General features: G+C 38.6%; 17 protein-coding genes, 1 tRNA gene and 1 riboswitch. Of the genes, 9 read left to right on the top strand and 9 right to left on the bottom strand.

Annotated features, from left to right (window positions below; genetic code table 11):
* Positions 1-27 precede the first annotated feature (27 nt).
* From C1726_RS04315 to C1726_RS04290, 6 genes are all read right to left on the bottom strand, one after another.
* Positions 28-831: an alpha/beta hydrolase gene (locus tag C1726_RS04315; protein ID WP_102272039.1), complete on the bottom strand. Its 804-nt coding sequence runs from the start codon at positions 829-831 to the stop codon at positions 28-30.
* Positions 832-839: 8 nt separating this feature from the next.
* Positions 840-1,640: an ABC transporter ATP-binding protein gene (locus C1726_RS04310; RefSeq protein ID WP_102272038.1), complete on the bottom strand. Its 801-nt coding sequence runs from the start codon at positions 1,638-1,640 to the stop codon at positions 840-842.
* Between the two features lie 14 nt (positions 1,641-1,654).
* Entirely contained in the window at positions 1,655-2,650 is a 996-nt protein-coding gene (locus tag C1726_RS04305; RefSeq protein WP_102272358.1) for a FecCD family ABC transporter permease, read from the bottom strand.
* Between the two features lie 28 nt (positions 2,651-2,678).
* Positions 2,679-3,686, bottom strand: coding sequence for a FecCD family ABC transporter permease (locus C1726_RS04300; RefSeq protein ID WP_142385062.1), 1,008 nt, complete (start codon positions 3,684-3,686; stop codon positions 2,679-2,681).
* A 20-nt stretch (positions 3,687-3,706) separates the two neighbouring features.
* Positions 3,707-4,684, bottom strand: a complete 978-nt coding sequence (locus C1726_RS04295; protein ID WP_102272036.1) for an ABC transporter substrate-binding protein — start codon at positions 4,682-4,684, stop codon at positions 3,707-3,709.
* A gap of 430 nt (positions 4,685-5,114) precedes the next feature.
* On the bottom strand, positions 5,115-7,340 hold the full coding sequence (locus tag C1726_RS04290) for a YcdB/YcdC domain-containing protein (protein WP_102272035.1): 2,226 nt from the start codon (positions 7,338-7,340) through the stop codon (positions 5,115-5,117).
* Between the two features lie 242 nt (positions 7,341-7,582).
* Here C1726_RS04290 and C1726_RS04285 point away from each other — a divergent pair, with 242 nt between their 5' ends.
* From C1726_RS04285 to C1726_RS25865, 3 genes are all read left to right on the top strand, one after another.
* Complete coding sequence (locus C1726_RS04285) at positions 7,583-8,719, top strand: response regulator (RefSeq protein WP_180968092.1); 1,137 nt, start codon at positions 7,583-7,585, stop codon at positions 8,717-8,719.
* A 255-nt stretch (positions 8,720-8,974) separates the two neighbouring features.
* Positions 8,975-9,574, top strand: coding sequence for a class D sortase (locus tag C1726_RS04275; RefSeq protein ID WP_102272032.1), 600 nt, complete (start codon positions 8,975-8,977; stop codon positions 9,572-9,574).
* Between the two features lie 16 nt (positions 9,575-9,590).
* The gene (locus tag C1726_RS25865) at positions 9,591-16,424 is read left to right on the top strand and encodes a collagen binding domain-containing protein (RefSeq protein ID WP_142385054.1); all 6,834 of its coding nucleotides are present in this window, start codon (positions 9,591-9,593) and stop codon (positions 16,422-16,424) included.
* Positions 16,425-16,485: 61 nt separating this feature from the next.
* On the opposite strand, the gene C1726_RS04230 is transcribed toward C1726_RS25865, so the two are convergent.
* The gene (locus C1726_RS04230; RefSeq protein ID WP_102272031.1) at positions 16,486-17,646 is read right to left on the bottom strand and encodes a transglutaminase domain-containing protein; all 1,161 of its coding nucleotides are present in this window, start codon (positions 17,644-17,646) and stop codon (positions 16,486-16,488) included.
* Positions 17,647-17,686: 40 nt separating this feature from the next.
* A riboswitch (cyclic di-GMP riboswitch) is annotated at positions 17,687-17,770 on the bottom strand.
* A gap of 281 nt (positions 17,771-18,051) precedes the next feature.
* On the opposite strand from C1726_RS04230, the gene C1726_RS04225 reads away from it, so the two are divergent.
* From C1726_RS04225 to nagE, 3 genes are read left to right on the top strand one after another with little or no spacing between them, the layout of a single operon-like run.
* Entirely contained in the window at positions 18,052-18,534 is a 483-nt protein-coding gene (locus C1726_RS04225; protein ID WP_102272030.1) for a PTS sugar transporter subunit IIA, read from the top strand.
* 35 nt (positions 18,535-18,569) lie between these two features.
* On the top strand, positions 18,570-19,400 hold the full coding sequence (locus C1726_RS04220; protein ID WP_102272029.1) for a PRD domain-containing protein: 831 nt from the start codon (positions 18,570-18,572) through the stop codon (positions 19,398-19,400).
* A 29-nt stretch (positions 19,401-19,429) separates the two neighbouring features.
* Positions 19,430-20,878 (top strand): N-acetylglucosamine-specific PTS transporter subunit IIBC, encoded by a 1,449-nt coding sequence (nagE, locus tag C1726_RS04215; RefSeq protein WP_102272028.1) that lies wholly within the window; start codon positions 19,430-19,432, stop codon positions 20,876-20,878.
* Between the two features lie 630 nt (positions 20,879-21,508).
* On the opposite strand, the gene C1726_RS04210 is transcribed toward nagE, so the two are convergent.
* Positions 21,509-22,708: an iron-containing alcohol dehydrogenase gene (locus C1726_RS04210; protein WP_102272027.1), complete on the bottom strand. Its 1,200-nt coding sequence runs from the start codon at positions 22,706-22,708 to the stop codon at positions 21,509-21,511.
* Between the two features lie 195 nt (positions 22,709-22,903).
* Here C1726_RS04210 and C1726_RS04205 point away from each other — a divergent pair.
* Positions 22,904-22,977 (top strand) — tRNA-Gly (locus C1726_RS04205).
* Between the two features lie 82 nt (positions 22,978-23,059).
* Here C1726_RS04205 and C1726_RS04200 read toward each other — a convergent pair.
* Positions 23,060-23,728 carry a B3/B4 domain-containing protein gene (locus C1726_RS04200; protein ID WP_102272026.1) on the bottom strand — a complete coding sequence of 223 codons (669 nt, stop codon included), beginning with the start codon at positions 23,726-23,728 and terminating at the stop codon, positions 23,060-23,062.
* 98 nt (positions 23,729-23,826) lie between these two features.
* On the opposite strand from C1726_RS04200, the gene queG reads away from it, so the two are divergent.
* Together queG and C1726_RS04190 are read left to right on the top strand one after the other, a co-directional pair.
* Positions 23,827-24,960, top strand: coding sequence for a tRNA epoxyqueuosine(34) reductase QueG (gene queG, locus C1726_RS04195; RefSeq protein ID WP_102272025.1), 1,134 nt, complete (start codon positions 23,827-23,829; stop codon positions 24,958-24,960).
* Between the two features lie 167 nt (positions 24,961-25,127).
* Positions 25,128-26,006, top strand: coding sequence for an amidase domain-containing protein (locus C1726_RS04190; protein WP_102272024.1), 879 nt, complete (start codon positions 25,128-25,130; stop codon positions 26,004-26,006).
* Positions 26,007-26,038: the final 32 nt, after the last annotated feature.

Here is a 26,038-nt window from a genome sequence, read left to right as displayed (position 1 = left end):
ATGGAGCGGTAAAATGTCAAGTGCTTATTAGACCTCGTTCGCAAACCGAATAGCCCTGCTCATGACTGTTGGCACGACGGATGCGTGATTTTCTTCATGAGCCACATATAGATCACAGTCTACAAATAGACGCTGTGTTGCCCGTAATTGTTCAAGCAATTTCCTTGCATCATCAACCATAAAGCCTTCAAGCTCACCAACTGCCATAAACAGGCGCCTTTTCTTGTCTTCTTTTGCTTGATCGGAGAACCAGTCCTTAAAGGCAAGCATTTCATGATTGTTCCACCAAATGGAAGGACTAACAGCAAGATAGGTCTGAAAAGCATATGGCTCTTTGAACAATGTCCATAGCGTAAATAGACCGCTGAGAGAATGCCCGAATAAAGCTTGTCTTTCCATATGAATGGAGTAGCGGCTTTCAATTTCAGGTTTTAATTCCTCTTGAATAAATGCAAGAAATCTTTCTGCACCACCATGCTCTCCTAAATCTCTTCCTCTTAGCCGATCTGGATATGTATAGTTTTCCGCCGGTGCAGTAAAATCGTGAAATCGGCGTTTGGAGACATCTTTATCTTCTCCGGTATGTCCAATACCAACGATAATGGCGTCATTGACAAAGGTTTTTAGTGCATTCTTGGATTGCAGACGGACAACATCTCTAGCGAACTGAAAATAAGAATTGCCATCAAGAATATAGATAATCGGGTACCCTTCCTGGTTGGGAGGGAAGGGAGGCAAAGCAACTTTAATGTGATATGAATTATCCGTTCTTTTTGAATGTAAAATCCATTCTTCCGTATTAGCTAAAGCAACTTCACGAGCTGAGTTCATATTTCCTCCTATTCACGCTCTCGCAGGGCATCATATCCAAAGCACACAGGGGATCCGTTTTCTGGATCGACCATAATACGTGCATCAATATGGAATACTTCCTTTAATACATTCTTTGCGATGATTTTTTCAGGTGGTCCGACAGTAATAATTTCTCCGTTCTTCATAGCAATAAGTTCATCAGAAAAACGGGCTGCATGGTTAATATCATGTAGAACCATAACAATCGTACAGTTATGCTCCTTATTTAGCCGTTCGACGATCTGCAGCACTTCTAGCTGATGAGCTAAATCTAAATAAGTAGTTGGCTCATCTAATAACAAAATATTCGTTTCCTGTGCAAGAGCCATTGCCAGCCATACCTTTTGCCTCTGCCCTCCAGAAAGCTGAGCAATTTCACGGTACCGGAAGGCACTCGTTTTTGTAATGTCCATTGCCCATTCAATCACTTCTATATCCTTGCTGGACAGTGTTCCAACATTCTTACGATGAGGGAAGCGGCCGTAAGAGATAAGCTCTTCAACCTTTAATTGCAATGGTGCCTCAGGGTTTTGAGAGAGAAGGGCGAGCTGCTTGGCTATCGCTTTTGTTGAGATGCCTTTCATATCCTGTTCTTGTAAAAAAACATCTCCGCTTTGCTGCTTCAATATCCGTCCAATTGTTTTCAATAAAGTCGATTTCCCGCAGCCATTCGGTCCAATGATCGTTGTAATTTTTCCTTTTTTAATTTCCGCGCTTAGGTTTGTAAATACAGTAAACTTTTCATATTTGGTTGTTAGCCTTTCAGCACGAATAACTGTTGTATCCATCTTTCATTCTCCTTCTATGCTTTTGTTTTGATTAATAAATAGAGGAAGTAAGGGACACCAAGGATGGCCACGATGATACCAACCGGAATTTCTGCAGGTGCAAATATGGTTCTTGCAAGATAATCGGAAAAGATAACAAGAAACATTCCGATTGCTGCACTTGCCGGGAGTACATACCGATGATGAATCCCTACAAGCTGCCTCGCAATATGGGGCGCAATTAGTCCAATAAAACCAATGCTGCCTGATACGGAAACACAGGCACTAATGACCCCGATGCTGCTTAATAGCAGAATTGCCTTTTCTTTTTCGACTTGAATCCCAAGACTCTTAATGGATGCTTCCTCCAGCTGGAAATAATCCAATAGATGGGCTTTTCGGTAAATGACAGGTATTAGAATGACCAGCCATGGGATCATGGATAGGATAAACATCCAGTTTGCATTATAAATACTGCCTGACATCCAAACGGTTGCCATCTCAAAATCACTTTCCCGCATCTTTAATGAAATATATAAAGAAAGTGCACCAAACCCTGTGCTTATCGCTATTCCTGATAAAATTAATCGCTGTGTATCTAATTTTCCATTTGTCCAGGCAAAGACATAAATGAGAATGGCAGCAGCCACTCCGCCGACAAAGCCAAAAATCGGCATGATTAAAATCGATAACCAGTTTGAGGTGCCAGAGACAGCAAGCTCCATTTGAAAGAAAAACATAAAGATAACGATGGATGCACCCGCTCCAGCATTGATGCCTAATATACCCGGATCAGCTAACCCGTTCCTTGTAATTCCTTGAACAACCGTACCTGCAATTCCTAATCCTAGTCCTACAAGTGCAGCAATCACAATGCGCGGAAGACGGAATTGGAAGATGACTAAATCAAATTCATTCGTTGGGTTCATTCGAAGCAATGTCGTAATGATGTCCTTTACCGACATATCAAAGGTACCGTTTGTAATATGAATATAGATGGCGAATAAAATAGCTCCAATTAGAAGCGACATGTTGATGAAAAAACGGCTGCGATACTTATTATGCACGGCGCTCGCCTCCTCTTGTTTTTATTAAATAGAGGAAGAAAGGAACACCGATTAATGCAGTAACCACACCGACTGGCGTTTCAAATGGGAAATTTATAAAGCGGCTCGCCACATCGCAAAGGGCAAGAAAGATGCCGCCGATAATTGCAGAACATGGGATCACGAATCGGTAATCCATTCCAACAATAAATCGAGTCATATGAGGGATAATTAATCCGACAAAGGCAATCTTGCCAACGAGTGCGACAGCCGTTCCTGTTAAACAAACAACAATGATGATACTAATCGCCTTTACCCATTTTGTCCGCTGACCAAGACTGATTGAGATATCTTCACCAAGCGATAAGATGGTGATCGATTTAGAAATGATCAGGGCAAGGACAAGTCCAATGAGACCGATAGGAAGTGCAAGCAATAGAATTTCTGGATCAGCCTTATGGATTTTCGCATGATACCAAAAGGCTAAGTCTTGTGAAATTTGAAAATGAGTGGCTAGCACAGATGATAAACTGCTTAAAAAAGTACCAATAACGGTGCCGATAATCGCTAATCTGACGAGCGAAAGACCATTGCGCATGACCGAGCCAAAACCGAAGACAATTCCAGCGCCAAGTGCTGAACCAATCATGGAAAAAATGATCATATTCATATTTGACATGGCTGGGAAAAAAATCATACACATGGTAATCATAAATGCCGAGCCGTCCGTTACACCCATAATAGAAGGGGAGGCAAGATAATTTCTTGTCATCCCCTGCATAATGGCTCCAGAAATGGCTAGGAAGGCACCAACAAGCAGTGCCGCTAACACCCGAGGCAATCTAGACTGCATGATAATGTTATGATCAACATTCGCAGAATCAAAGTGCACAATCGCCTGCCAGATGGTTGACGAATCAATCCCTTTTGTCCCGTATAAAACGGATAATGCGATCGTAAGGATGAAGAGAAACGGTGATGCGCAAATAATTAGAAATGGCACAGAACGGGTTTTCCGCAAACGTTTCATCGCAACATCCATTACTTAGATAAGTTTTCGACAGCAGCACGTAAGAAGTTCACCTTGCTCCATGCAGTACCGCCTTGTGCCATAGGATCCACAGCATTCACGAATATTTGATCATTCTTTGCTGCGTCAATGCTTTGGAAGATCGGGTTCTTTAATAAATCATCTAAAGCTGCAGGGGTGTCGCTGTTTTCACTTTTCTCAAATTGTAGGAAAATGATATCTGGATTGACATCTGCCAATGTTTCTAGACTAATCTCTTCTTGAGCAGCTGTTTTCTCAATTAATTCAGGGACTTTTAATCCTAAATCGCTATAAATGACTGGATTTAAATAAACATCGGCTGGATAAACAAACATGCTTCCTTGACGAACTCTTATTACGAATACCTCTTTATCTTGTAAACTAGCAGAAAGAGTGGCTTTCGCTTCCTCTGCATCTGCCTTGTAATCAGCTATAATTTTATCTGCTTCTGCTGTCTTGCCTGATAATGTTCCCATTAAACGCAGATTATCTTCCCAGTTTGTAGATATATGAGAGACAGGAATCATTGTGCCAATTTTATTTAATTGAGTGGCAACTTCTTCCTTATATTTAGATGAACCTAAGATAACATCCGGCTTTAAAGAAAGAATCGTTTCATAGTTTGGCTCAGTTTTTTCCCCGATGGATGTGGCGCCTTCCAAATCAGCAGCCAGATAGGCTGGCAATTCACCTGCGGTAGTTACAGCACCTAACGGCTTCACTCCAAGAATGGCAGCATCCTCCATAGCTTCTAAGCTGGCGGCAATGATATTATTCACCTCAGCTGGGAGCGTATAGGATTGACCTAAGTATGTAATCGTCTGTTCTGCTGGTGCAACTTCTTTTTTCGCTACTTCCTCTGTTTTCTTTTCCTCATTCGTTTCCTTATTAGTAGACGCATCTTCACTGTTTCCGCAAGCTGCTAAAAAAGCAGCAGTCATTCCAATTAATAAAAGACTCTTTTTCATATGCTAGATCCCCTTTTTTGTCTTGTTCGTGTAAGCAGGCCTACTTATACAGTTGTAATAAATGATAACGATTATCAGTTTCAATTACAAACTCAATTTAATTCATCCCAAAGGAAATGTCAACCATATTTTTAGAAAAAACTGCCTAATCGATTGATAAAAATTCACAAAAAATTCAAATGAAAACAGAGTCTAAACAAGAACATATAAGAAATACTTGATAAAGATAGAAAGTTGCTAGATAAAAAGAAAAAAAGGCTTAATAAATAAAAAATGGAACTAGATCACTCCGTGAAGTTGCCTGAGAATATGAAAGGGGAAGAAGTATTGATGCTTTCGCCAATCCCTTATGACATCTGTCATCAAACGATTAAAGAAATGAATCTAATAAAAAATATCCGCCCACTTTCCGGGCGGATACTTACTCTTCTTAATAAATATTGAATTCAATTCCTTTTTTATATGCTTCATGAGCTAGAGGGATAGTGGAAACTGCTAGGTCAGCATAGGACACTTCCTGCTTTGGATTGAACTTATTATCACTGGTTGTTAATATTCCTAATGAGTGTGCTAGTGCAATATAGCCAATATTTTCATTTTTTATATCTTTTGCATCATCAAATGGAAGCTGGTAGATTCCTTGATTTTTTGCCGCTTGTTCAAGACCTAATATACGAATATACCAAACCGCAAGCTCTTCTTTTGTAAGATGCTCGTCCAGGTTAAAGGTTGTCCCTTCTTTCTTAAGTAATCCTAGTGTGACCGCTCGTTCAACGACCTGATATAATGGATGATCCGATTTAATATTTTCAAATGACTGGCTCGTATTTTTTTGACCAGGATATACGTCATAGAATCGAGTCAGAGATTTCATAATTACTTTTAGAGCGGCACCTTTAGTAACCTTCGCATTTGCGTCAAATGTTTTTGCATCCTTGACATCAATAATTCCAGCTTGGATAAGGTAATTAAGCTCTTTTTCAGCCCAAGGATGGGAAACAGTTTGTTGATTATTCTCAATCGAATGATTCCACTCGCCTGTGTATGCATTTAAATAGCTAAAAGAATTGTTATTATATTCCGGTGTATATACAAGATGATAGTGATTGTATTTATTGCTATGTCCTTCTCTTGTATAATTAAGATCTAGGCTTAGCTGTTCAAAAAATTTTGTATTGGCTTGATCCTTTGAGATCACTTTTTCAGCGGATGGCCAATTTTGAATGTTTGAATAACTTACATCGAGACCAAGCAATGAGCCATCAGCTCCTATTGATACTGAAATTTGCTCACCGTTTACGAGAATTCCATTCACTACTCTTGGAAAGCTGAAATGATAGGTTTCTCTATCCTCATCATAATAATTTTCTCCGACTGGCATTGAATAGTTATGAAGATAAGATGGAGAGTACTGTTTTAAATATTTTACTGCTTGATTTAGTGCTTCCTCACTGGAGATAGCTTGTCCAGCTTTTTTATCTTCACCATTCTCTTCAAGGACTTCTCTTCTTAGGTCGTGATACTGAATAATTTCTCCAGTATTTTTATCTAGTTCCAGGTTTGTTCCAGTTCCGCCATTGCTGTATTCATACATATAACTAATGCTAATCACTTCTTGGCCATTGTAATTTTTCGTTTCATCAATGGATTCAATTCTTAGCTTAATTTCATCCGAATCGATTTTAAGTAAGTTTTCAGCAAATGCCTTCGCTTCCTCTAATGAATAATGAGTTTGCTTAGACCCAATTGGCTGAGAGACAATGTGTTCAATCTTCTTTTCCTTTGGCAGCTCTGGAGAAAAGCCATTCATCGTTTGCCATTCGCCTGAAAGTGCATGGATACCAGCTACATGAATGGCTGGCTGATAAATGAGGTTTACACGCTTTTCACCTGTTTGAAAATCTGTATCGATGCTGTACTGTAAATTAACTGAAAGATTCTCTTTAATCTTTGCTATTACTTCATTCGCAGACAGCACTTTTGAAACATCGTCATAGGATGGTGAACCACTGCTGCCTGAATTTCGGTAAAAGTCAGTGACCTCACCATTGCCTAGTACCGTAATTTGAATACTTTGATCTGAGATGGGAACTTTATTCTCTGTCTTTACGAAGAAGAATGTATAACGAATCGGCTCTGTAAGGAGCTGATTACCCGGAAAGAAATCGGTGATACTTGTATCAAGCTGATATCCATTGCTATCAGGGAACTTTTTCAGAAAAGCTTTAGCAACTTCTTCAGCTTTTACTTTTGTTATTTTTGCTGGAAATAAAGCATCCTCTGCATTTGCAGGTTCATAGTAAAAACGTTCAATTTCTAACTGATCCCCAATAAAACCAATAGTTCCATGCGTGTATTTTCCGTTTATTTTTTTATGAAAGCTTAAATCATATCGAACAGTATCATCATTTGGGTATTGATAGCCTGTTCCCATATGTAAATCATTATCAGTCAAAAATGTAAATTGCGGGAATAAATCCCTGAATTTCTTTATGAGCTCACTTTTTGAAACAACCTTTTCTGACTGTGCCATTTGGATTTGTACGTTGCTATCATTCTCATTTCCAGGTGATGCGGCACTAACACTTGGTGCAAGAATTCCAATAGACAGACCAGTGGACAGTGTGAAGATACCTAGCTTTCTTAATTTTCTCAAACATACCCCTCCTAATATTTAGCGTTCTTACCAATTATATCCTAAATTACAAGAGGAGTGGGACAATATTGTATAAGTACAAGCAATTATTTATGTAAGGCTGTGAAGAAAGATACGAAATATTATTGATAATAATTATCAATATAGGAAATTATATTTATTTACAATTAATTCTATAATATTTAGAATTTAGTATTATATGAAGAAATTAACAGTGATAAAGGATGGTAGAGGAGATTATCATGCGAGTTTTGTTAATTGATGATGAGAAGCTTGCTTTAGATATGTTAGAAGTTTTATTAAACAAAATGGATGGAATGGAAATTGTGGGGAAATATCAAAATCCTGAGCATGCCCTTGAGAATTTAAACAGACTGAAAGTCGACGTTATCTTTCTTGATATGGACATGGGAGGAGTACATGGAATTAAATTTGCCAGGAAGTTAGTAGGAGAGTATAGCCATATCATAATTATATTTGTGACAGCTCACCCACAGTTTGCACTTGACGCATTTGACGTGGATGCAATCGATTATTTATTGAAACCAGTTAGCATAACCCGCCTTTCAAAAGCAATTGCAAAAGCAAAAGATAGGCTAAAAGTTATAAAGTTATATGATAATAGTGAGATTGTTCAAACGAGTGAGTCATTATATGCATATACGATGAGTAATTTTCGTTTAAAGGATTATAAGCAGAATGTTATTAAATGGCGTACCAAGAAGGTAAAGGAGTTATTTGTCTTTCTTTGGCATAATCGAGATATTCCCATTCATAAGGCGCGTATTATTGAAGAGCTTTGGCCGAATACGGATGCAGATAAAGCAATGGTTTTGTTACATACAACCGTTTACCAGCTTAGAAAGGCGCTTAAAAAAAATGGAATAGAAAAGCCTGTTGCCCTTCTAAATGATCAATATGTTCTATCTGTCCCTTTAACTAGTGATATCCATGAATTAGAGGAACTTATTCAATCCGAAAAGGTATTACCTGAAAATGTTGAAAGAGTACTAGAATTGTATAGCGGCGATTATTTAGAAGAAGAGGGGTATTCATGGGCAACACAGCACCAGCTTTTTTTAAGGCAATCATTCATCAGCTATCTTGATCAATTTATTTCAGATTCAATGAAAAATCAGGTGAATCATCAGCTAGTAGAGGCTAGTCTAGAAAAAATGCTTCAGTTAGATATATATAATGAAACCTTTATGCAAAAATTATTAAAACACTACGGAGAAACGAATAATTATAAAAAATTACAGATCTTCTTTGAAAAAGTTAAAAATCAATTTGTAGGGGAATTAGGAATTGATGTTCCGAAAGAATTAAAGGATATATTTACTAATTATTACTATAAGTTGAAACCACTTAACTCTTAAGAAATTAGAGATGAGTGGTTTTTATTTTTGGGATAATTTAACGATATTAGGAAAAAGTTCAGAATTTGTTCAGAATTGGAAGTTTATTATTAAATGGGCATTTCTTTCTATAAATACGTTTGTAATATTGGAAAATCAGCTGTTGCTCAGCAGAAATGCCAAAAGAAAAAATCATAGGACAACATCAATAGAGAGAGAAAAGGAAAGGAGAAGATATGTTGTAAAGTAACAAAAAAGAATGGAAGGGGATTTATATTGCGATTTGTATGGAGCTTTGTATTTATATCAGCTGGCTTACTTTTACTCTTTTATCCGCAAATTGAAAAGGAAGCTGCAGATACGAAACAGGAGAAATTAATACAAACCTTCAAGCAGCTGGGTGATGTAGTCGAGACTGAAGAACAGGCAGATTTAACTGAGATAAAAGAAGACCAAGATCAGGTAGAGCTATTAGATGGGGCAAGAGGCATTCTCTATATCCCGGATATTGACCTAGAAATGCTTATTTTTGAAGGTGCTGGTAAAGTCCCTTTGAAAAAAGGTACAGGGATGATTGAACCGGACAAGGAATTTGGAATAAATAATGTCGGAATCGCCGGACACCGTTCCACTACATTTGGCAAGCAATTTAACCGGCTTGATGAGCTTTCACGCAACGATGAAATTATAGTAGAAACGAAGACTGGTACATATGAGTATGTTATAGTCCAGAAATTTGTTGTTGATCGTTCGAAAATTGAGGTCCTAAATGATCAGAAGGAACCAGTTCTTACTCTCGTTACTTGTACACCTATAGGCCAAAAAAATCCCACAGATCGCCTCATTGTACAGGCAAAGTTAAAAAATAAAAGCTGAAAGTAAGGAGGTCACCATGAAGAAGTTTAGTCTCATTTCTGTGATGATTTTATTAATTGTCAACAGTTTTTTATCCCCGCTGGCTGCTAGTGCAAATACGGGAACGGGGCAATTGTTTACGCTAGGAGAGGCAGTGATTGAACCGGATGCTGCAGATGACACCAAGGTAAAAGTAAGGTTTGATTGGACATTCACAGCAGATCAAGAAGGAAAGGGAGGGACATATACTTTCCAAATATCGTCTGATGTGAAAATTGAGGAAGAACAATCGGGCAACTTATCCATTGATGAAGGACCGATTGGTTCGTACAAAGTATCAACTGATGGAATAATCACTGTAACCATTAATGAAGGGCAAAAAAGCGATGGATCAGGAAGCCTTGAGCTTGCCGCTAAGCGTGCAGGAACAGAAGAAAACCCAACTGAAGATAACACTTCTAATGAAGGGCAAGTCAACGAAGAGGGGATAGCCGATCCTGATAAAAATGCTGGATCTGGAGAAGAAACAGCCGATCCTGAAAAGGACGCTGGGACTGAAGAAGATCATGCAGATCCAGGTGAAGATACTGAAGTAGTGGAGGATGGCAATACAGATCCGGAAACTGAAGCAGGAGCGGAAGATGGGGAAGCAGGCAAAGAAGGAGTAAAGGATCCTTCAGCTGGTGCTGGGACAGTTATTGCGGAGAATATTTTAACGAGTTCAAACCTCACATGTGATCAAGGCAGTTGTGATAATGGTGCCAGCAGTTCAACAGTAATTGCAGTGAACTATGAATGGGCACTTGAAAATAACCATGGCTATAGAGATGGGGCTACTTATACATTTGAGCTTCCTGTAGAACTTGATGTATATGAAAATGTTAATAGTGATTTGCTATTTGATGGGGTTTCGATTGGAACATTTAGTGTTTCAAAGGGGAGTCGAATAGTTACTGTAGTTTTTAATGATTTTATTGAAACTCACTCTAATATTAGGGGAACCATTGAGGTCTTATCAACGTTAAGAAAAGATATAGTTATATCGGAAGATAAGGTAGTAACTATTACACCTATTGAGGGGAAAGAGTCGCATGAAATTCCGATTATCTTCACACCTAATGGGTCAACGATTGATAAACAGGGAACTCCAAATAAACAATACAATGCAGAAACCATTACATGGACGGTTAATTTTAATAAACACCTTGATGTAATTGAAAATGCCGTTTTAAGTGACCTTATTCAAGAAGGTCAAGAGCTAATACCTGGTTCGGTTAAGATTTATAAGTTAATCACTCGTTTAGATGGAAGTGTAGAACAAGGGGATGAAATTACACGTGCAATAACAGATGGAACAAACTTTGAAATCAGCTTTGGGAAAATTTCATCCGCCTATCGAGTCGTCTTTGATACTAAGATTATAGATGCAGAGAAAACAGACTATAATAATACAGCGATTCTAAAAGGTGACTCATTTGGAGAGCAGGAAGCATCTGCATCTGTTGGTGTGAAACGCGGAGAAGCATTAGCAAAAAGGGTTGCACATTATGATCCTGCAAAACAAACGATTACGTGGGAAATTAGATATAATTTTAACGAAAAGCATATTGATCAGGCTGATGCTAAGCTAACCGATCTATTTAACAAAACACAAGAACTAGTAATAAAAGAAGATGGCAACTATGACATCGCAGTGCAAAAAGTGGAAATCGATGTGAATGGGAAAGAAATAGAACCTGGAACACAATACAGTGATTATTCTTTAACTCCAACAAATACAGAAGATAAGAATGGTTTTGTTCTTCAATTTAATGAAGATATCAATTCGGCTTTCAAAATTGTTTATAAGACAAAAGCAATTAATAGAGTAGTTGATGGGGAAACGATAAAAAATGAAGTTACTGCAAATAATATTACTAAATCTTCAGAACAACCCATTTCACAGCAAATCCTAGAAAAGTGGGAAAAGGATCCTAATTATAAGGACAAAACTGTTAATTGGGTTATTGACATTAACAAAGACAGTCATAAAATGGAAAATGTTGTACTTGAAGATACCTTTGCAAATGGGGGATTAGAGCTAAAAGAAGACTCAATAAAGATCACCAATAGAACGACAAAAGAGGAATACACAGATTTTACAATGACTCCAAAGGATAATGATGGAGGGTTTATCATAACGTTTAATCAGTCAATTACTGACCCTCATAGAATTGAGTACACAACATATTTCAATTATGAAGAAAGAATCAATAAAGATGATAAATTTTTAAGTAATCGTGTATTGCTTACTTGGATGAATGAAAAGGGTGAATCAGGCAGTAAGGATTATACCGATAAATTTACGCCAGACACTTATACACAATCCAACGGTTTTAAAAACGGCTCCTACAATGCCGTTGATAAAGAAATTACATGGCAAGTAGGAGTTAACTACAATCTGAGAACACTAGAAGAAGCAGCTGTTGTTGATGAGATATTAGATAATCAACAATTCATTAAAGACTCATTAGAAGTATATGAGATGTCCTTGACTGGAAGTGCTAATGGAGTAGAGGTTAAAGAGTTGCGTGAAGGTGTAGATTATACAGTTCATGAGCATCCAGAAGGGAAACCAGGCTTCCAGATAATATTTAAAGGGACCATCGACTTCGCTTTCTTGATTAAATATAGAACTAGCTTAAAAGACCAGTTAATCAAAGATTCTTACTCAAATGAAGCAATTGTTTCTGATAAAGGAACTGAAATTGCAAAGCTTTCAGGTAAAGTATCTGTAAAACACGGTGGAGAATATGTTAACAAATCAGGTCAGCAAAACGGGAAAGTAATAGATTGGAAGGTTAATATTAACTTTAGCCAGTCCACCGTTAATAATGCAAAATTAGTAGATACACCTAGTATGAATCAAGCGTTTATTGAGCAATCCTTCCATGTGTTTGGAACGAACGTGGGGGATGATGGAACAGTTACAATAGACAGGAAAAATGAACTTAAGCGAGATAAAGACTATACGCTTTCCATCTCAATTGATGATGAGGGGCAAGAGATATTTGAACTGATATTCTTAGAAGAAATGAGCAGTCCTTTCATTTTAGAATATCAGTCACTAATCCTTGCAAAACCAAAGGAGAAAGTTAATAACGAAATCAGTTTTACTGGTGATGGGATCACTACTGAACAAATTAGCAGAGCGAAGGAAATTGAGATTAAACAAACATCAAGCTCTGGTACTGGCAGTGGTGAGGTAGGTAGTTTAGAAATTATTAAGACTGATAGCAAAGATGATACCATCAAGCTGAAAGATGCTGTTTTCTCGTTAATTGATCCTGATAGTATGGCAGTTATTAAGACAGGGAAAACTGACGATGGAGGGAGATTAACATTTGACAGGCTGTTATATGGTGAATATCTCCTAATAGAAGATCAAGCACCTGAAGGCTATGTTGTCGGGATTCAAGACTCGCAAACGATTGAAATAAAAGAAAAAGAAAACAAAGTAGAAATCGAAAATGAAAAAATCCATCAAGCTGTAGAACTTACCAAAAAAGATAAAGCAAACCAATCACTTCTTCAAGGAGCAGAATTCGAACTCCAACGGAAAGATGGCTCAGACTTTGTCAAAATAAGCACACATTTTACTAATGAAAACGGTAAGATCATCATTAACAACTTAGAGGCAGGCGAATATCAATTTGTCGAAACAAAGGCTCCTGAGCATTACTTGCTAGATAATACACCAGTTACTTTCACAATCAAGGAAAAACAAACCTCGATCGTGGAGGTAGCTAAAGAGAATGAAAGAGGCAAAGGAAGCCTCACCGTTCTTAAAGTGGATGGCTCAACGAATAAACCGCTAGATGGTGCAGAATTTGAGCTTTACAATAGCAAAAATGAGTTAGTTGAAAAGAAAACAACGGATGCAGAAGGAAAAGCAACGTTTGAAAACTTAGCCTTTGATAACTATGTTTTAAAAGAGGTTAAGGCTCCAGCAGGGTATGTGATTCAAAAAGCATCCGAAAATATGGCAGTAAAGCTTGATGATGAAAAGAAGGAAGTAACTGTTAAAAACTATAAACCAGGTGAACCAGGAGAACCAGGCAATCCGGGAGAACCAGGTGAACCAGGAGAACCAGGCAATCCGGGAGAACCGGGAGAACCGGGAGAACCAGGCAAGCCGGGAGAACCAGGTGAACCGGGAGAACCGGGAGAACCGGNGGACAAAACTGTTAATTGGGTTATTGACATTAACAAAGACAGTCATAAAATGGAAAATGTTGTACTTGAAGATACCTTTGCAAATGGGGGATTAGAGCTAAAAGAAGACTCAATAAAGATCACCAATAGAACGACAAAAGAGGAATACACAGATTTTACAATGACTCCAAAGGATAATGATGGAGGGTTTATCATAACGTTTAATCAGTCAATTACTGACCCTCATAGAATTGAGTACACAACATATTTCAATTATGAAGAAAGAATCAATAAAGATGATAAATTTTTAAGTAATCGTGTATTGCTTACTTGGATGAATGAAAAGGGTGAATCAGGCAGTAAGGATTATACCGATAAATTTACGCCAGACACTTATACACAATCCAACGGTTTTAAAAACGGCTCCTACAATGCCGTTGATAAAGAAATTACATGGCAAGTAGGAGTTAACTACAATCTGAGAACACTAGAAGAAGCAGCTGTTGTTGATGAGATATTAGATAATCAACAATTCATTAAAGACTCATTAGAAGTATATGAGATGTCCTTGACTGGAAGTGCTAATGGAGTAGAGGTTAAAGAGTTGCGTGAAGGTGTAGATTATACAGTTCATGAGCATCCAGAAGGGAAACCAGGCTTCCAGATAATATTTAAAGGGACCATCGACTTCGCTTTCTTGATTAAATATAGAACTAGCTTAAAAGACCAGTTAATCAAAGATTCTTACTCAAATGAAGCAATTGTTTCTGATAAAGGAACTGAAATTGCAAAGCTTTCAGGTAAAGTATCTGTAAAACACGGTGGAGAATATGTTAACAAATCAGGTCAGCAAAACGGGAAAGTAATAGATTGGAAGGTTAATATTAACTTTAGCCAGTCCACCGTTAATAATGCAAAATTAGTAGATACACCTAGTATGAATCAAGCGTTTATTGAGCAATCCTTCCATGTGTTTGGAACGAACGTGGGGGATGATGGAACAGTTACAATAGACAGGAAAAATGAACTTAAGCGAGATAAAGACTATACGCTTTCCATCTCAATTGATGATGAGGGGCAAGAGATATTTGAACTGATATTCTTAGAAGAAATGAGCAGTCCTTTCATTTTAGAATATCAGTCACTAATCCTTGCAAAACCAAAGGAGAAAGTTAATAACGAAATCAGTTTTACTGGTGATGGGATCACTACTGAACAAATTAGCAGAGCGAAGGAAATTGAGATTAAACAAACATCAAGCTCTGGTACTGGCAGTGGTGAGGTAGGTAGTTTAGAAATTATTAAGACTGATAGCAAAGATGATACCATCAAGCTGAAAGATGCTGTTTTCTCGTTAATTGATCCTGATAGTATGGCAGTTATTAAGACAGGGAAAACTGACGATGGAGGGAGATTAACATTTGACAGGCTGTTATATGGTGAATATCTCCTAATAGAAGATCAAGCACCTGAAGGCTATGTTGTCGGGATTCAAGACTCGCAAACGATTGAAATAAAAGAAAAAGAAAACAAAGTAGAAATCGAAAATGAAAAAATCCATCAAGCTGTAGAACTTACCAAAAAAGATAAAGCAAACCAATCACTTCTTCAAGGAGCAGAATTCGAACTCCAACGGAAAGATGGCTCAGACTTTGTCAAAATAAGCACACATTTTACTAATGAAAACGGTAAGATCATCATTAACAACTTAGAGGCAGGCGAATATCAATTTGTCGAAACAAAGGCTCCTGAGCATTACTTGCTAGATAATACACCAGTTACTTTCACAATCAAGGAAAAACAAACCTCGATCGTGGAGGTAGCTAAAGAGAATGAAAGAGGCAAAGGAAGCCTCACCGTTCTTAAAGTGGATGGCTCAACGAATAAACCGCTAGATGGTGCAGAATTTGAGCTTTACAATAGCAAAAATGAGTTAGTTGAAAAGAAAACAACGGATGCAGAAGGAAAAGCAACGTTTGAAAACTTAGCCTTTGATAACTATGTTTTAAAAGAGGTTAAGGCTCCAGCAGGGTATGTGATTCAAAAAGCATCCGAAAATATGGCAGTAAAGCTTGATGATGAAAAGAAGGAAGTAACTGTTAAAAACTATAAACCAGGTGAACCAGGAGAACCAGGCAATCCGGGAGAACCAGGTGAACCAGGAGAACCAGGCAATCCGGGAGAACCGGGAGAACCGGGAGAACCAGGCAAGCCGGGAGAACCAGGTGAACCGGGAGAACCGGGAGAACCGGGAGAACCGGGTAACCCAGGAGAGCCGGGAGAACCGGGGAAACCAGGAGAACCAGGTAAACCGGGAGAGCCGGGAGAACCGGGTAACCCAGGAGAGCCAGGAGAACCGGGAGAACCAGCAGAGCCGGGAGAACCAGGAGAACCAGGAGAACCAAGCAACCCAGTCAATCCAAATAATCCAGGGGATTCAGATAACCAAGGGAAACCAAATAATCCGGGCAACTCAGATAACCCAGGTGATCCGGAAAAGCCAAGCAATCCGAATCAAGGAAACCCAATTAGCGGACCTAAGGAGTCTAATCAAGGAAGAGCAGATGTACTCCCTCAAACAGGCGAAGAGGCGAATATGGGCTTGCCATTAGCTGGAATTGCATTGATTCTAATTGGTTTAGGAATCGCATTCAATAGAAGAAAAATAGAATCCTGAGAAAAAGAGGACAATGGTTTGGGGCATCCCGGTCATTGTCCTCTTTCTTTTAGCATAGCTTTTAATTAATTTTTACAGATCCTTTTGCACCTGTTGCTTTATTCGTAAATATCAGTTTATCCTTTTCAACATATAGATCAATTGAATGGATATTATTAATTTTTTTTAATTGGGTTCCGTCAAGCTTAGCCTGATAAAGATAGCCGCCATTGGAATAATTGCTCAAATATATATAGTTTTTCGTTAAAACAAAGTATGGAGTGCTGACATTAAGCAGTTTTTTCTTTCCGCTTCCATCCTTTTTCATTCTGTAAAGTTTTTGATTATCTTTGTTGCTTGAGTAATAGAAAAAGTCACCTGATTCTTTTACAGTGTAAAAGTCCTGAAAATAGGAATACTTCGTGCTAGTTGCAGCAGGAAATTGCTTTTCATCCCAAGAATGATCTTTCTTTAAAGCAGCTGCTGGTGTAAGAAAATACTTGTAGCTAATTTCGCCAGCGCGGTTTGGCACAGGATCATCCCATGTTGAATCCACGTAGTAATACTTTCCATCCACTTTAACTAAATTCCATGCATGTGCCCCGCCATTTGCTTTGCCTGTCACAAAGTAAGCTTCAATCCCTGCTTTTTTTAATAGCAGCTGCATCGTTTGGGCATAGCCTTCACAAACGGCTTCTCCATTCATCATTAAGCCATAGGCGGTATAGGAGGCATCAGGGACTTGTCCCTTAGTATAGTTTTCCCAATCATAAGCAGTGTTTAAAACAATGTAATCATGAATGGCTTTCACCTTATTAAAATCTGAATCACCGGGTTTTATCATTTGTTTTAATATTTGTTTAACCTTCGCATCCTGATTTTGGACCATTTCTTTGATTTTTTTCACTGGATATTTATACTTCAGTTCAATTTTACCATTGGAGTAGGCGATCGTACCTTCATGTTTAAAATAAAAAATTTCAGGGTGATCCTCTAAAACTTGATTAATGATTGTACCAACATTTTTGTATGAGATTGATTGCGAAGGGAAGCTAGCAGTGTCTTTCAAGCTAGTAATAGCTTGGAAAATGTGATTATATGTCTCTTTATTAGCTTTTGCATCAGCTGAAGATACAGAAATTTCATTTTTTTCAGTGAGCGTTCCTTCTGCAAAAGCAGAAAAACATTGCATAAAGAGGATTGTAAGAATAAAAGGTGAAACGAAGAAAAATTTTTTAAACATAATAAACTCTCCTTTACGATTTTATCCTTTGCAGGATAAATACGGTAACCCAGCCGTCATAGCACTTGGCCTTAGACCCGTGGCTTTGCGTCTCAATCTTTCAATTGATTTGCCATTACTAGAATTATATACCAAATTTAAGTATTTTAATAGAACAATAGTCTTGAATTCTTTCGGATATACATGGGAGAAAAATCCCGATAAAAAACAAGCATGAGAGCAAGAAGTGGTGTATATAATAAGAGTAACAAAATTCAGAAAACAGTTGAATTTTAATATTGGATCACATGTGACTGATTCGATCAGGCATGGCGGTAAAGATAAAGAGATATTCCTCTTTTAATTGCCCCATGCCTTTTTACGTTCCTTTGCATCCATAATATTTGAAATAAGGAGTTAGTCCATATGCTATCAAAATTATTCAAGAAACGCAGATTGCAAGTTTTTGCTCCATTAGAAGGGGAAGTATTTTCATTGGATCAAGTTCCCGATCCTGTCTTCAGCAAGAAAATGATGGGGGAAGGAGCAGCTATTTTGCCAAAGAAGGGAGGCGTTCATGCTCCTTTCGAAGGGACGATTATCCTTGTAGCTGAAACAAAGCACGCCATAGGAATACGTGCAGATGATGGGACAGAGGTGCTTATTCATGTTGGTTTAGAAACAGTTTCACTTAAAGGAGAGGGGTTCCAAGTTCTCGTGAAAAATGGAGATTTGGTTTCTGCTGGACAGCTGCTTATGGAAGTGAATTGGAGAGCTGTCGGTGAAAAAGCAAAAAGCTTGATCACGCCTATTGTGATTACGAATAGTGGAGAAAGAGAGATCCAAGTAAACCATATAAATGAAAGTAAAATTGGCGAAACAGTGCTGATGACCGTATGGTCTAAATAATAGATTTCTATTTTACTGGAAAGGAGGAGCTAACGATAAAGATCAAAAAGATTCTCAATAATAATGCGGTGATCGTCCAGGATGATGGCAGAGAAAAAATTGCGATTGGAGCTGGAATTGCGTTTAACAAGAAACGGAATGACGTTGTGTCCAGCGGAAAAATAGAGAAGGTATTTGTCATGCAGGAGAATGACAAATTTGAGCAATTGTTGAACATAATTCCTGAAGAACATTTCACGATATCAGAAAAAATCATCTCCTATGCGGAAAGGAATATGGAAACGAAATTAAATGATCATATTCATATTGTTTTAACAGACCATCTCTCTTTTGCGATCGAACGAACGAGAGAAGGCATTCATATTCATAATAAGCTATTATATGAGATTAAAATCCTCTATCCTAGAGAATTTGAAATTGGGGTTTGGGCAATTAAGCATATAAATAAGAAGTGTCAGATTGAGATGCCTATTGATGAAGCTGGCTTTATTGCCCTCCATTTACACACGATGAAACCGCAAGGAGGTGATTTGCGTCAAACGATCCGCCAAACGACGATTATTAGAGATATGGTCCAATTGATCAAAAGGCATGTAAGAATTGCAGTTGAAGAGGATGACCTTTCCTATCAGCGTCTCATTTCACATCTTCGCTTTACTTTAACAAGATTAGGCCAAAATGAACTACACACAATGGATGAAGAAATGCTCGTCATGCTTAAAAAGAAGTTTCCGTACTCATTCAGTTATGCTAGAAAAATTGCACAGGACTTAGGAAGGCAGCATGGAATCACCCTTCCTGAGCAGGAGTTAGGCTATATTGCCCTTCATATTGAGCGCTTAATGAAGGGGATAAAGACGACTTAAGAAAATAATGAATAGGGGTTGAGTCTGTTATGAAGAAGTTTTTACAAAGGCTCGGACGCTCGCTCATGCTGCCGGTAGCTGTACTGCCAGCGGCTGCTATCCTGATGGGGATTGGATATTGGATTGATCACGATGGCTGGGGTTCTGGCAATGCTTTGGCAGCGTTTTTAATTAAAGCAGGAGGTTCTATTCTTAACCATATTCCGATACTTTTTGCCGTTGGGGTTGCACTTGGAATGTCTAAAGAAAAGGATGGATCTGCCGCATTAAGCGGATTAATCTCATTCTTAGTTGTAACAACCATGCTATCAACGGATACGGTTGCTTTATTGCAAGGGATTGATCCAGAGAACGTCAATGCAGCATTTGAAAAAATTGATAATGCATTTATAGGTATTCTTTCCGGACTTATTGCTGCATGGATGTACAATCGATTTAGTCATGTGAAACTGCCAGACTTTCTGGCGTTCTTCAGCGGAAAACGGCTTGTGCCGATCATGTCTGCCGTGTCGATGCTTGTAGTTTCTGCTGCCTTATTCTTTATTTGGCCAGTTGTTTACAGTGGATTGGTTTCCTTTGGTGAAGCGATTAGCAGTCTAGGGGCAGCTGGTGCAGGAATTTATGGGTTCTTCAATCGTCTCTTAATCCCAACTGGTTTGCATCATGCCTTAAACGCCGTTTTTTGGTTTGATACAGTAGGGATTAACGATATCGGGAACTTCTGGGCAAGCGCTGGAGAGAAGGGCGTAACTGGCATGTATCAAGCTGGTTTCTTCCCGATTATGATGTTTGGTTTACCAGCGGCAGCATTGGCGATGTATCATACGGCGAAAACTGGGAAAAAGAAAATGGTTGCTTCTTTAATGCTTGCCGCAGGCTTTGCTTCATTTTTCACAGGTGTAACGGAGCCGATTGAATTTGTATTCATGTTCTTAGCACCAGCTCTTTATATTGTGCACGCCGCATTAACAGGTCTTTCTTTATTTATTGCAGCAGCCTTCCAATGGACTGCCGGCTTCAGTTTTAGTGCAGGATTAATAGATTTTGTTTTAAGCTTGCGCATCCCGATTGCCAATATGCCATTGATGCTAGTGGTGCAGGGGTTAGGATTTGCTCTCGTTTATTATTTCTTATTCCGCTTCTTAATCGTCAAATTCGACTTGAAAACGCCTGGCAGAGGGAATGATTTGGAAGACGAGGAAGAAGGCACTGTTGGAAATGCTTCAGTGAATAAATTTTCAAACATGGCAGCCGTTATTTATGAAGGCTTAGGCGGGGATGATAATGTTATATCCGTTGATTATTGCGCTACTCGTTTACGAGTCGAGGTAGAGACAGTTGATAAAATTGATCAAAAGAAAATTAAATCAACAGGTGTGCCCGGAATCAATATTATTGGACCGCAAAGCATTCAAGTCATCATCGGAACAAATGTCCAATTTGTTGCGGATGAAGTGGAAAGGATTCGTAAAAAGTAAGATGGTCATTGTGTGAGATTTTGCTTAAAGTGGTGGAGTGTAGCTGGGTTAGTTTCTCGAACCTGATAGATTTCAAAGAAGTGGTAGCATATAAGTAGTATTGGTTCCTGAAAGTCACCTATTTTTGCAAAAACGGTCGCCAATAAGTAGAATTGGTTCCTGAAAGTTACCTATTTTTGCAAAAACGGTCGCCAATAAGTAGAATTGGTTCCTGAAAGTCACCAATTTTCAATAAAACGGTCGCCAATAAGTAGAATTGGTTCCCGAAAGTCACCTATTTTTGCAAAAACGGTCGCCAATGAGTAGTATTGGTTCCCGGAAGTCACCAATTTTCAATAAAACGGTCGCCAATAAGTAGAATTGGTTCTCGGAAGTCACCAATTTTCAATAAAATGGTCGCCAATAAGTAGTATTGGTTCCCGAAAGTTATCTATTTTTGCAAAAACGGTCGCCAATAAGTAGAATTGGTTCCCGAAAGTCACCTATTTTTGCAAAAACGGTCGCCAATGAGTAGTATTGGTTCCCGGAAGTCACCAATTTTCAATAAAACGGTCGCCAATAGACCTTATTGGCGACCAAAACTCTATTATTCTCTTCAAAATTGTTCCCAAGAGAATTTAGCAGATTTTCTTAGTCTTTAATCATTTGATAAAGAGCCAGCAGATCCTTCCTTGATAAAATTTGCGGTACAGGGTAGAGAGGATTTGCTTCTTTTATTGCACGCTCTACCATTAAGGGAATATCCGTATCAATAATCCCGCTCACCTTAGCAGGAATGTTCATTTTTCTATTTAGGTCCTTTATAGCTTCAATAAACTTAACTGCTTTTTGCTCGATTGAATCAGCAGCTCCGCCAATTCCGGCTATATCCGCTAATTCGGCTAATGGCTTATGGACAGACTTGCCATAGTAAGTGAGAACATAAGGCAAAATAATGGCATTTGCCAGTCCATGGGGAACCCCATAAAATCCGCCTAATGTGTGTGCAATCGCATGGACGTACCCTACATATGCACGCGTAAATGCCATACCAGCAAGATACGCTGCTCTTTGCATGTTGATTCGTGCCTCGATATTTGTCCCATTAGAATAGGCTTCATAGATGTTATCGAAAATCAGCTTTACCGCCTCTTGACTATAAGCTATTGTCTCGGTTGTATTGCTTTTGCCAATATATGCTTCTATGGCATGTGTTAACGCGTCAATCCCTGTTGTTGAAGTAATATGAGGGGGCAGCTGAACTGTAAGCAAAGGATCAAGAACGGCATAATGCGGAATAAGTGACATATCATTGATTGCATACTTTTCATGGGTTTGGCTATTTGATACAACGGCAACAACTGTTGCTTCGCTTCCTGTGCCTGCAGTAGTTGGAATTGCAATGAGAGGAGGGATCTTTTTCCTTATCTTTAGTTCGCCTTTCATTTGTGGAATGCTTTTTTCAGGTCTGGCTACACGTGCACCAACACCTTTGGCACAGTCCATAGGTGAACCGCCGCCAAAGGCAATAATCCCTTTACAGTTAGCTGCTTTGTATTGTTCGAGAGCTTCTTCAATATTGTCAATTGTCGGATTAGGGATCGTTTGATCATATAAAACATATTCAATGTTTGAATCTTCTAACCCTCTTAGTAAACCATCGATCAGTCCGAGTGAGGCAATCCCTTTGTCAGTAACGATTAGTACACGATCAATTCCCTTGTTCAAAAGGAGTTTAGGCACCTTGCTTAAGCTGTTTTTTCCTTCTATTAGTTCGGGCTTACGCCAGGGCATAAAGTTTGATGCCAATCTGAAAGCACCTTGATAAACCCTGCAATATAATTTATACATAATTGCCCTCCGTTTGATTTGGAATATTCTATCTATTTTATTTAATCGTATCATTTTAAAGGAGAAAATAGTTCTAACTGACAAATAACTTTTTTCGACAAATTTCTCGAAAGTTCTTGACCATTTTATGGAACAGGAGTATTATATAGAAGTTGATTGATTGACAAAGGATTTTTACATAGAATTATCTATTTTGCGGGTGTAGTTTAGTGGTAAAACCACAGCCTTCCAAGCTGTTGTCGAGGGTTCGATTCCCTTCACCCGCTCCATACATATCACAACGCAGTGTTTCGTTTCGAAGAGAACGAGGTGCTGCGTTTTTTCCATTTTAATAGAAAAAAGGATGCTGAATCAGCACCCAAAAATTTCAAAATTCCCATCTCCGCCATGTACTTGAATAAACATATTCATTAATGACTCTACCATTCTAGAAGCTTCATCACTGCTCATTGAAGGGCGCAAATAAACAATTTGCACAGCATTCTTCGTTTTTTCCGTTACACATGTCCTTTCCGAATCAACGAAAGGACTGCCAAATGGTCCTTTGTCATCTGCGCTTAAAAGCAAATTCTGCAGAGAGTTCACCCGCCCATTTAATCCTATGTATTCTTCGCCTTCAGAACCCTTTCTAATTTCGAGCGTGCCGCCTAGTTGATCTGCATCATAGATGCCAATCGGTATTTGGTATTGTAAGGAGAAGAAATTATTTATATCTGTTGAACTGTTAACTGGCTTTAAATAATCTTGCTTCTTCACTCTTCTGTATAGGGCTTCAGCAGAATGTCGATAACGGTTAGGATCCTTCCCGCAGGCTTTAAAAATCTGCCGCCATTCTTTAATACCTTCTAAGTCCGTAACATTCTTCTCCTCTAAATCAAAGAAAATCGATTCCTGAAATAATTGCAGACGTCCTTTGACCATTTGCGGGGAGTCGCCTACTTGTATATTCTGATAATGAATCACACCAACTTTAAATGTTGGGAAAAGTGTACAAAGCTCATGTGAAATATGAATTTCCAACCTTTCCACCTCCAAAAATAGTTAAAAATAGTTTATCATAATAGTCGATGCCTTTTAAAATACTTTCATTAATATATATGTAGAAAAGAGAGAAGCTTATGGACTTTTCACAGTTAAAAAAAGAGATCATTGAATATAGCAAAACAATTGGAATAGATAAAATCGGATTTACGACTGCGAGCACCTTTGATGAATTAAGAAATCGGCTGATTCGCCAGCAGGAGCTCCAGTACCAATCAGGTTTTGAGGAAAAGGATATTGAAAAGCGTGTAAACCCTGCACTGCTGATGGACAGCCCGCGTTCAATTATTGCGATTGCCCTTGCCTACCCATCCAAAATGAATGAACGAGTAACAAGTAAAAAAGGAGAGAGGCGAGGCATTTTTAGCCGTGCTTCCTGGGGCGAGGATTATCATCTCATTTTACGTGATCGGCTGAAAAAGCTAGAAGAATATATTATAGAACGAGTGCCTGAAGCGAAATGCAAGTCAATGGTGGATACAGGAGAACTTGTAGATCGAGCTGTTGCAGAACGTGCTGGCATTGGCTGGAGCGGAAAAAATTGTTCCATAATCACTCCAGAGTTTGGTTCCTATGTATACTTAGGAGAAATGATAACGACCATTCCCTTTGAGCCGGATCAGCCAATTGAGGACCAATGCGGAACTTGCAATAAATGTTTAGAAGCCTGTCCGACAGGTGCGCTTGTTCAAGGCGGACAAATTAACGCACAGAAGTGTATTGCTTTTCTTACGCAAACAAAGGGCTTTATTGAGGAGCAATATCGTGAAAAAATCGGCAATCGGGTATATGGCTGTGACTCTTGCCAGACTGCTTGTCCTGAAAATAAGGGAAAGAACTTTCATTTTCATGAAGAAATGGAGCCAGACCCTGAAATTGTTAAACCGCTTTTGAAACCCATTCTGCAAATAAGCAACCGGGACTTTAAAGAGAAATTTGGACCGCTTGCTGGTTCATGGAGAGGGAAAAAGCCAATTCAGCGTAATGCTATTATTGCCTTAGCCCATTTTAAAGATGAAACAGCTGCAGATGAATTAATTGAAGTGATGATGAAGGATCCGCGCGCTGTTATTCGCGGAACAGCTGCTTGGGCTTTAGGGAAAATTGGCGGGGAACGAGCCAAAGTGGCATTAGAGAAGGCCCGGGAAACAGAAAGCGATGAAGACGTGTTAGTAGAAATCGAACGAGGATTAGCTTTTTTCAGCGAATAATTCCTGGTTTAACAAAAAACGAGAACCTCGGTTATCAACCAGGCTTTTTCAAATCTAATTCATTAACTTTTATAAAAAATGAGGAATGTCCCCTGGGCTTCCTTATTTTTTATGAGGTGAAATCTGCACTTCTTTCATATCTATAATAATGAAAGGAGTGTTGGGCAGTGAGAGAACAGCTTCAAGCGCATTTGGAGAAAAGGGTTCAACAATGTGTTTCGAATAAGGGAAGCACGATCCATTCTTGTCAAAAAATTGAGCAGAAAAAAGCATGTTTGGGGAGTCGTTCAGGAGAAATTATTAAAGCTCATGCAATCGGGACGATTGTTTCATTAGGGGAAGAAAAAGCGGATGTTCGCACCATTCAATATCATGTCCATTTTAAATATTTGATCAAGCAAAAAAGCTTATTTTATATAGAAGAGGAAATCGAGACTAGAACAGCAGAATTTTATAAAGGCGTACTAGTTGAAGATAAAGAGGTCAATCCTTATGAGGAGTTATTGGCTGATGATGAACCTATCAAGGAGGAAGAGATAGTACTGGAAAGAATTTCTTATCAGTATAATCGGTTAAAAGCGGTGCAATATGCAGAAAGGTGGTGGAATAGTTATAATCCTGCTTATAAATCTTTTGATGTGGATTGTACCAATTATATTTCACAATGTCTCCATGCGGGAGAAGCACCTATGCGCGGATACCCGAATCGTTCACAGGGATGGTGGATGAGAAACAATAATTGGAGCTACAGCTGGACAGTTGCAAATTCATTAAGATGGTACTTGCCGGGGTCAAAGGCTGGCTTAAGGGCAAAAGAGGTCTCATCACCTGAAGAATTACTATTAGGGGATGTGATTTGCTATGATTTTCAAGGGGATGGACGCTTTGATCACACAACAATTGTTACGGCAAAGGATGCATTTGGCATGCCTCTTGTGAATGCCCATACGACCAATAGCCGCATGAGGTACTGGGCATATGAAGATTCAACAGCATATACGCCAAATATAAAATATAAGTTTTTTTCGATAGTGGACGATGCATGATTCGTGAAGAAAACAGTGCTATAATAATAGAG

The organism is Cytobacillus massiliigabonensis, from assembly GCF_900199725.1.
Classification (GTDB): Bacteria; Bacillota; Bacilli; order Bacillales; family Cytobacillaceae; genus Cytobacillus; species Cytobacillus massiliigabonensis.
The sequence above is the reverse complement of the archived record's forward strand: the minus strand, read 5'-3'. Positions and strand labels throughout refer to the sequence as shown.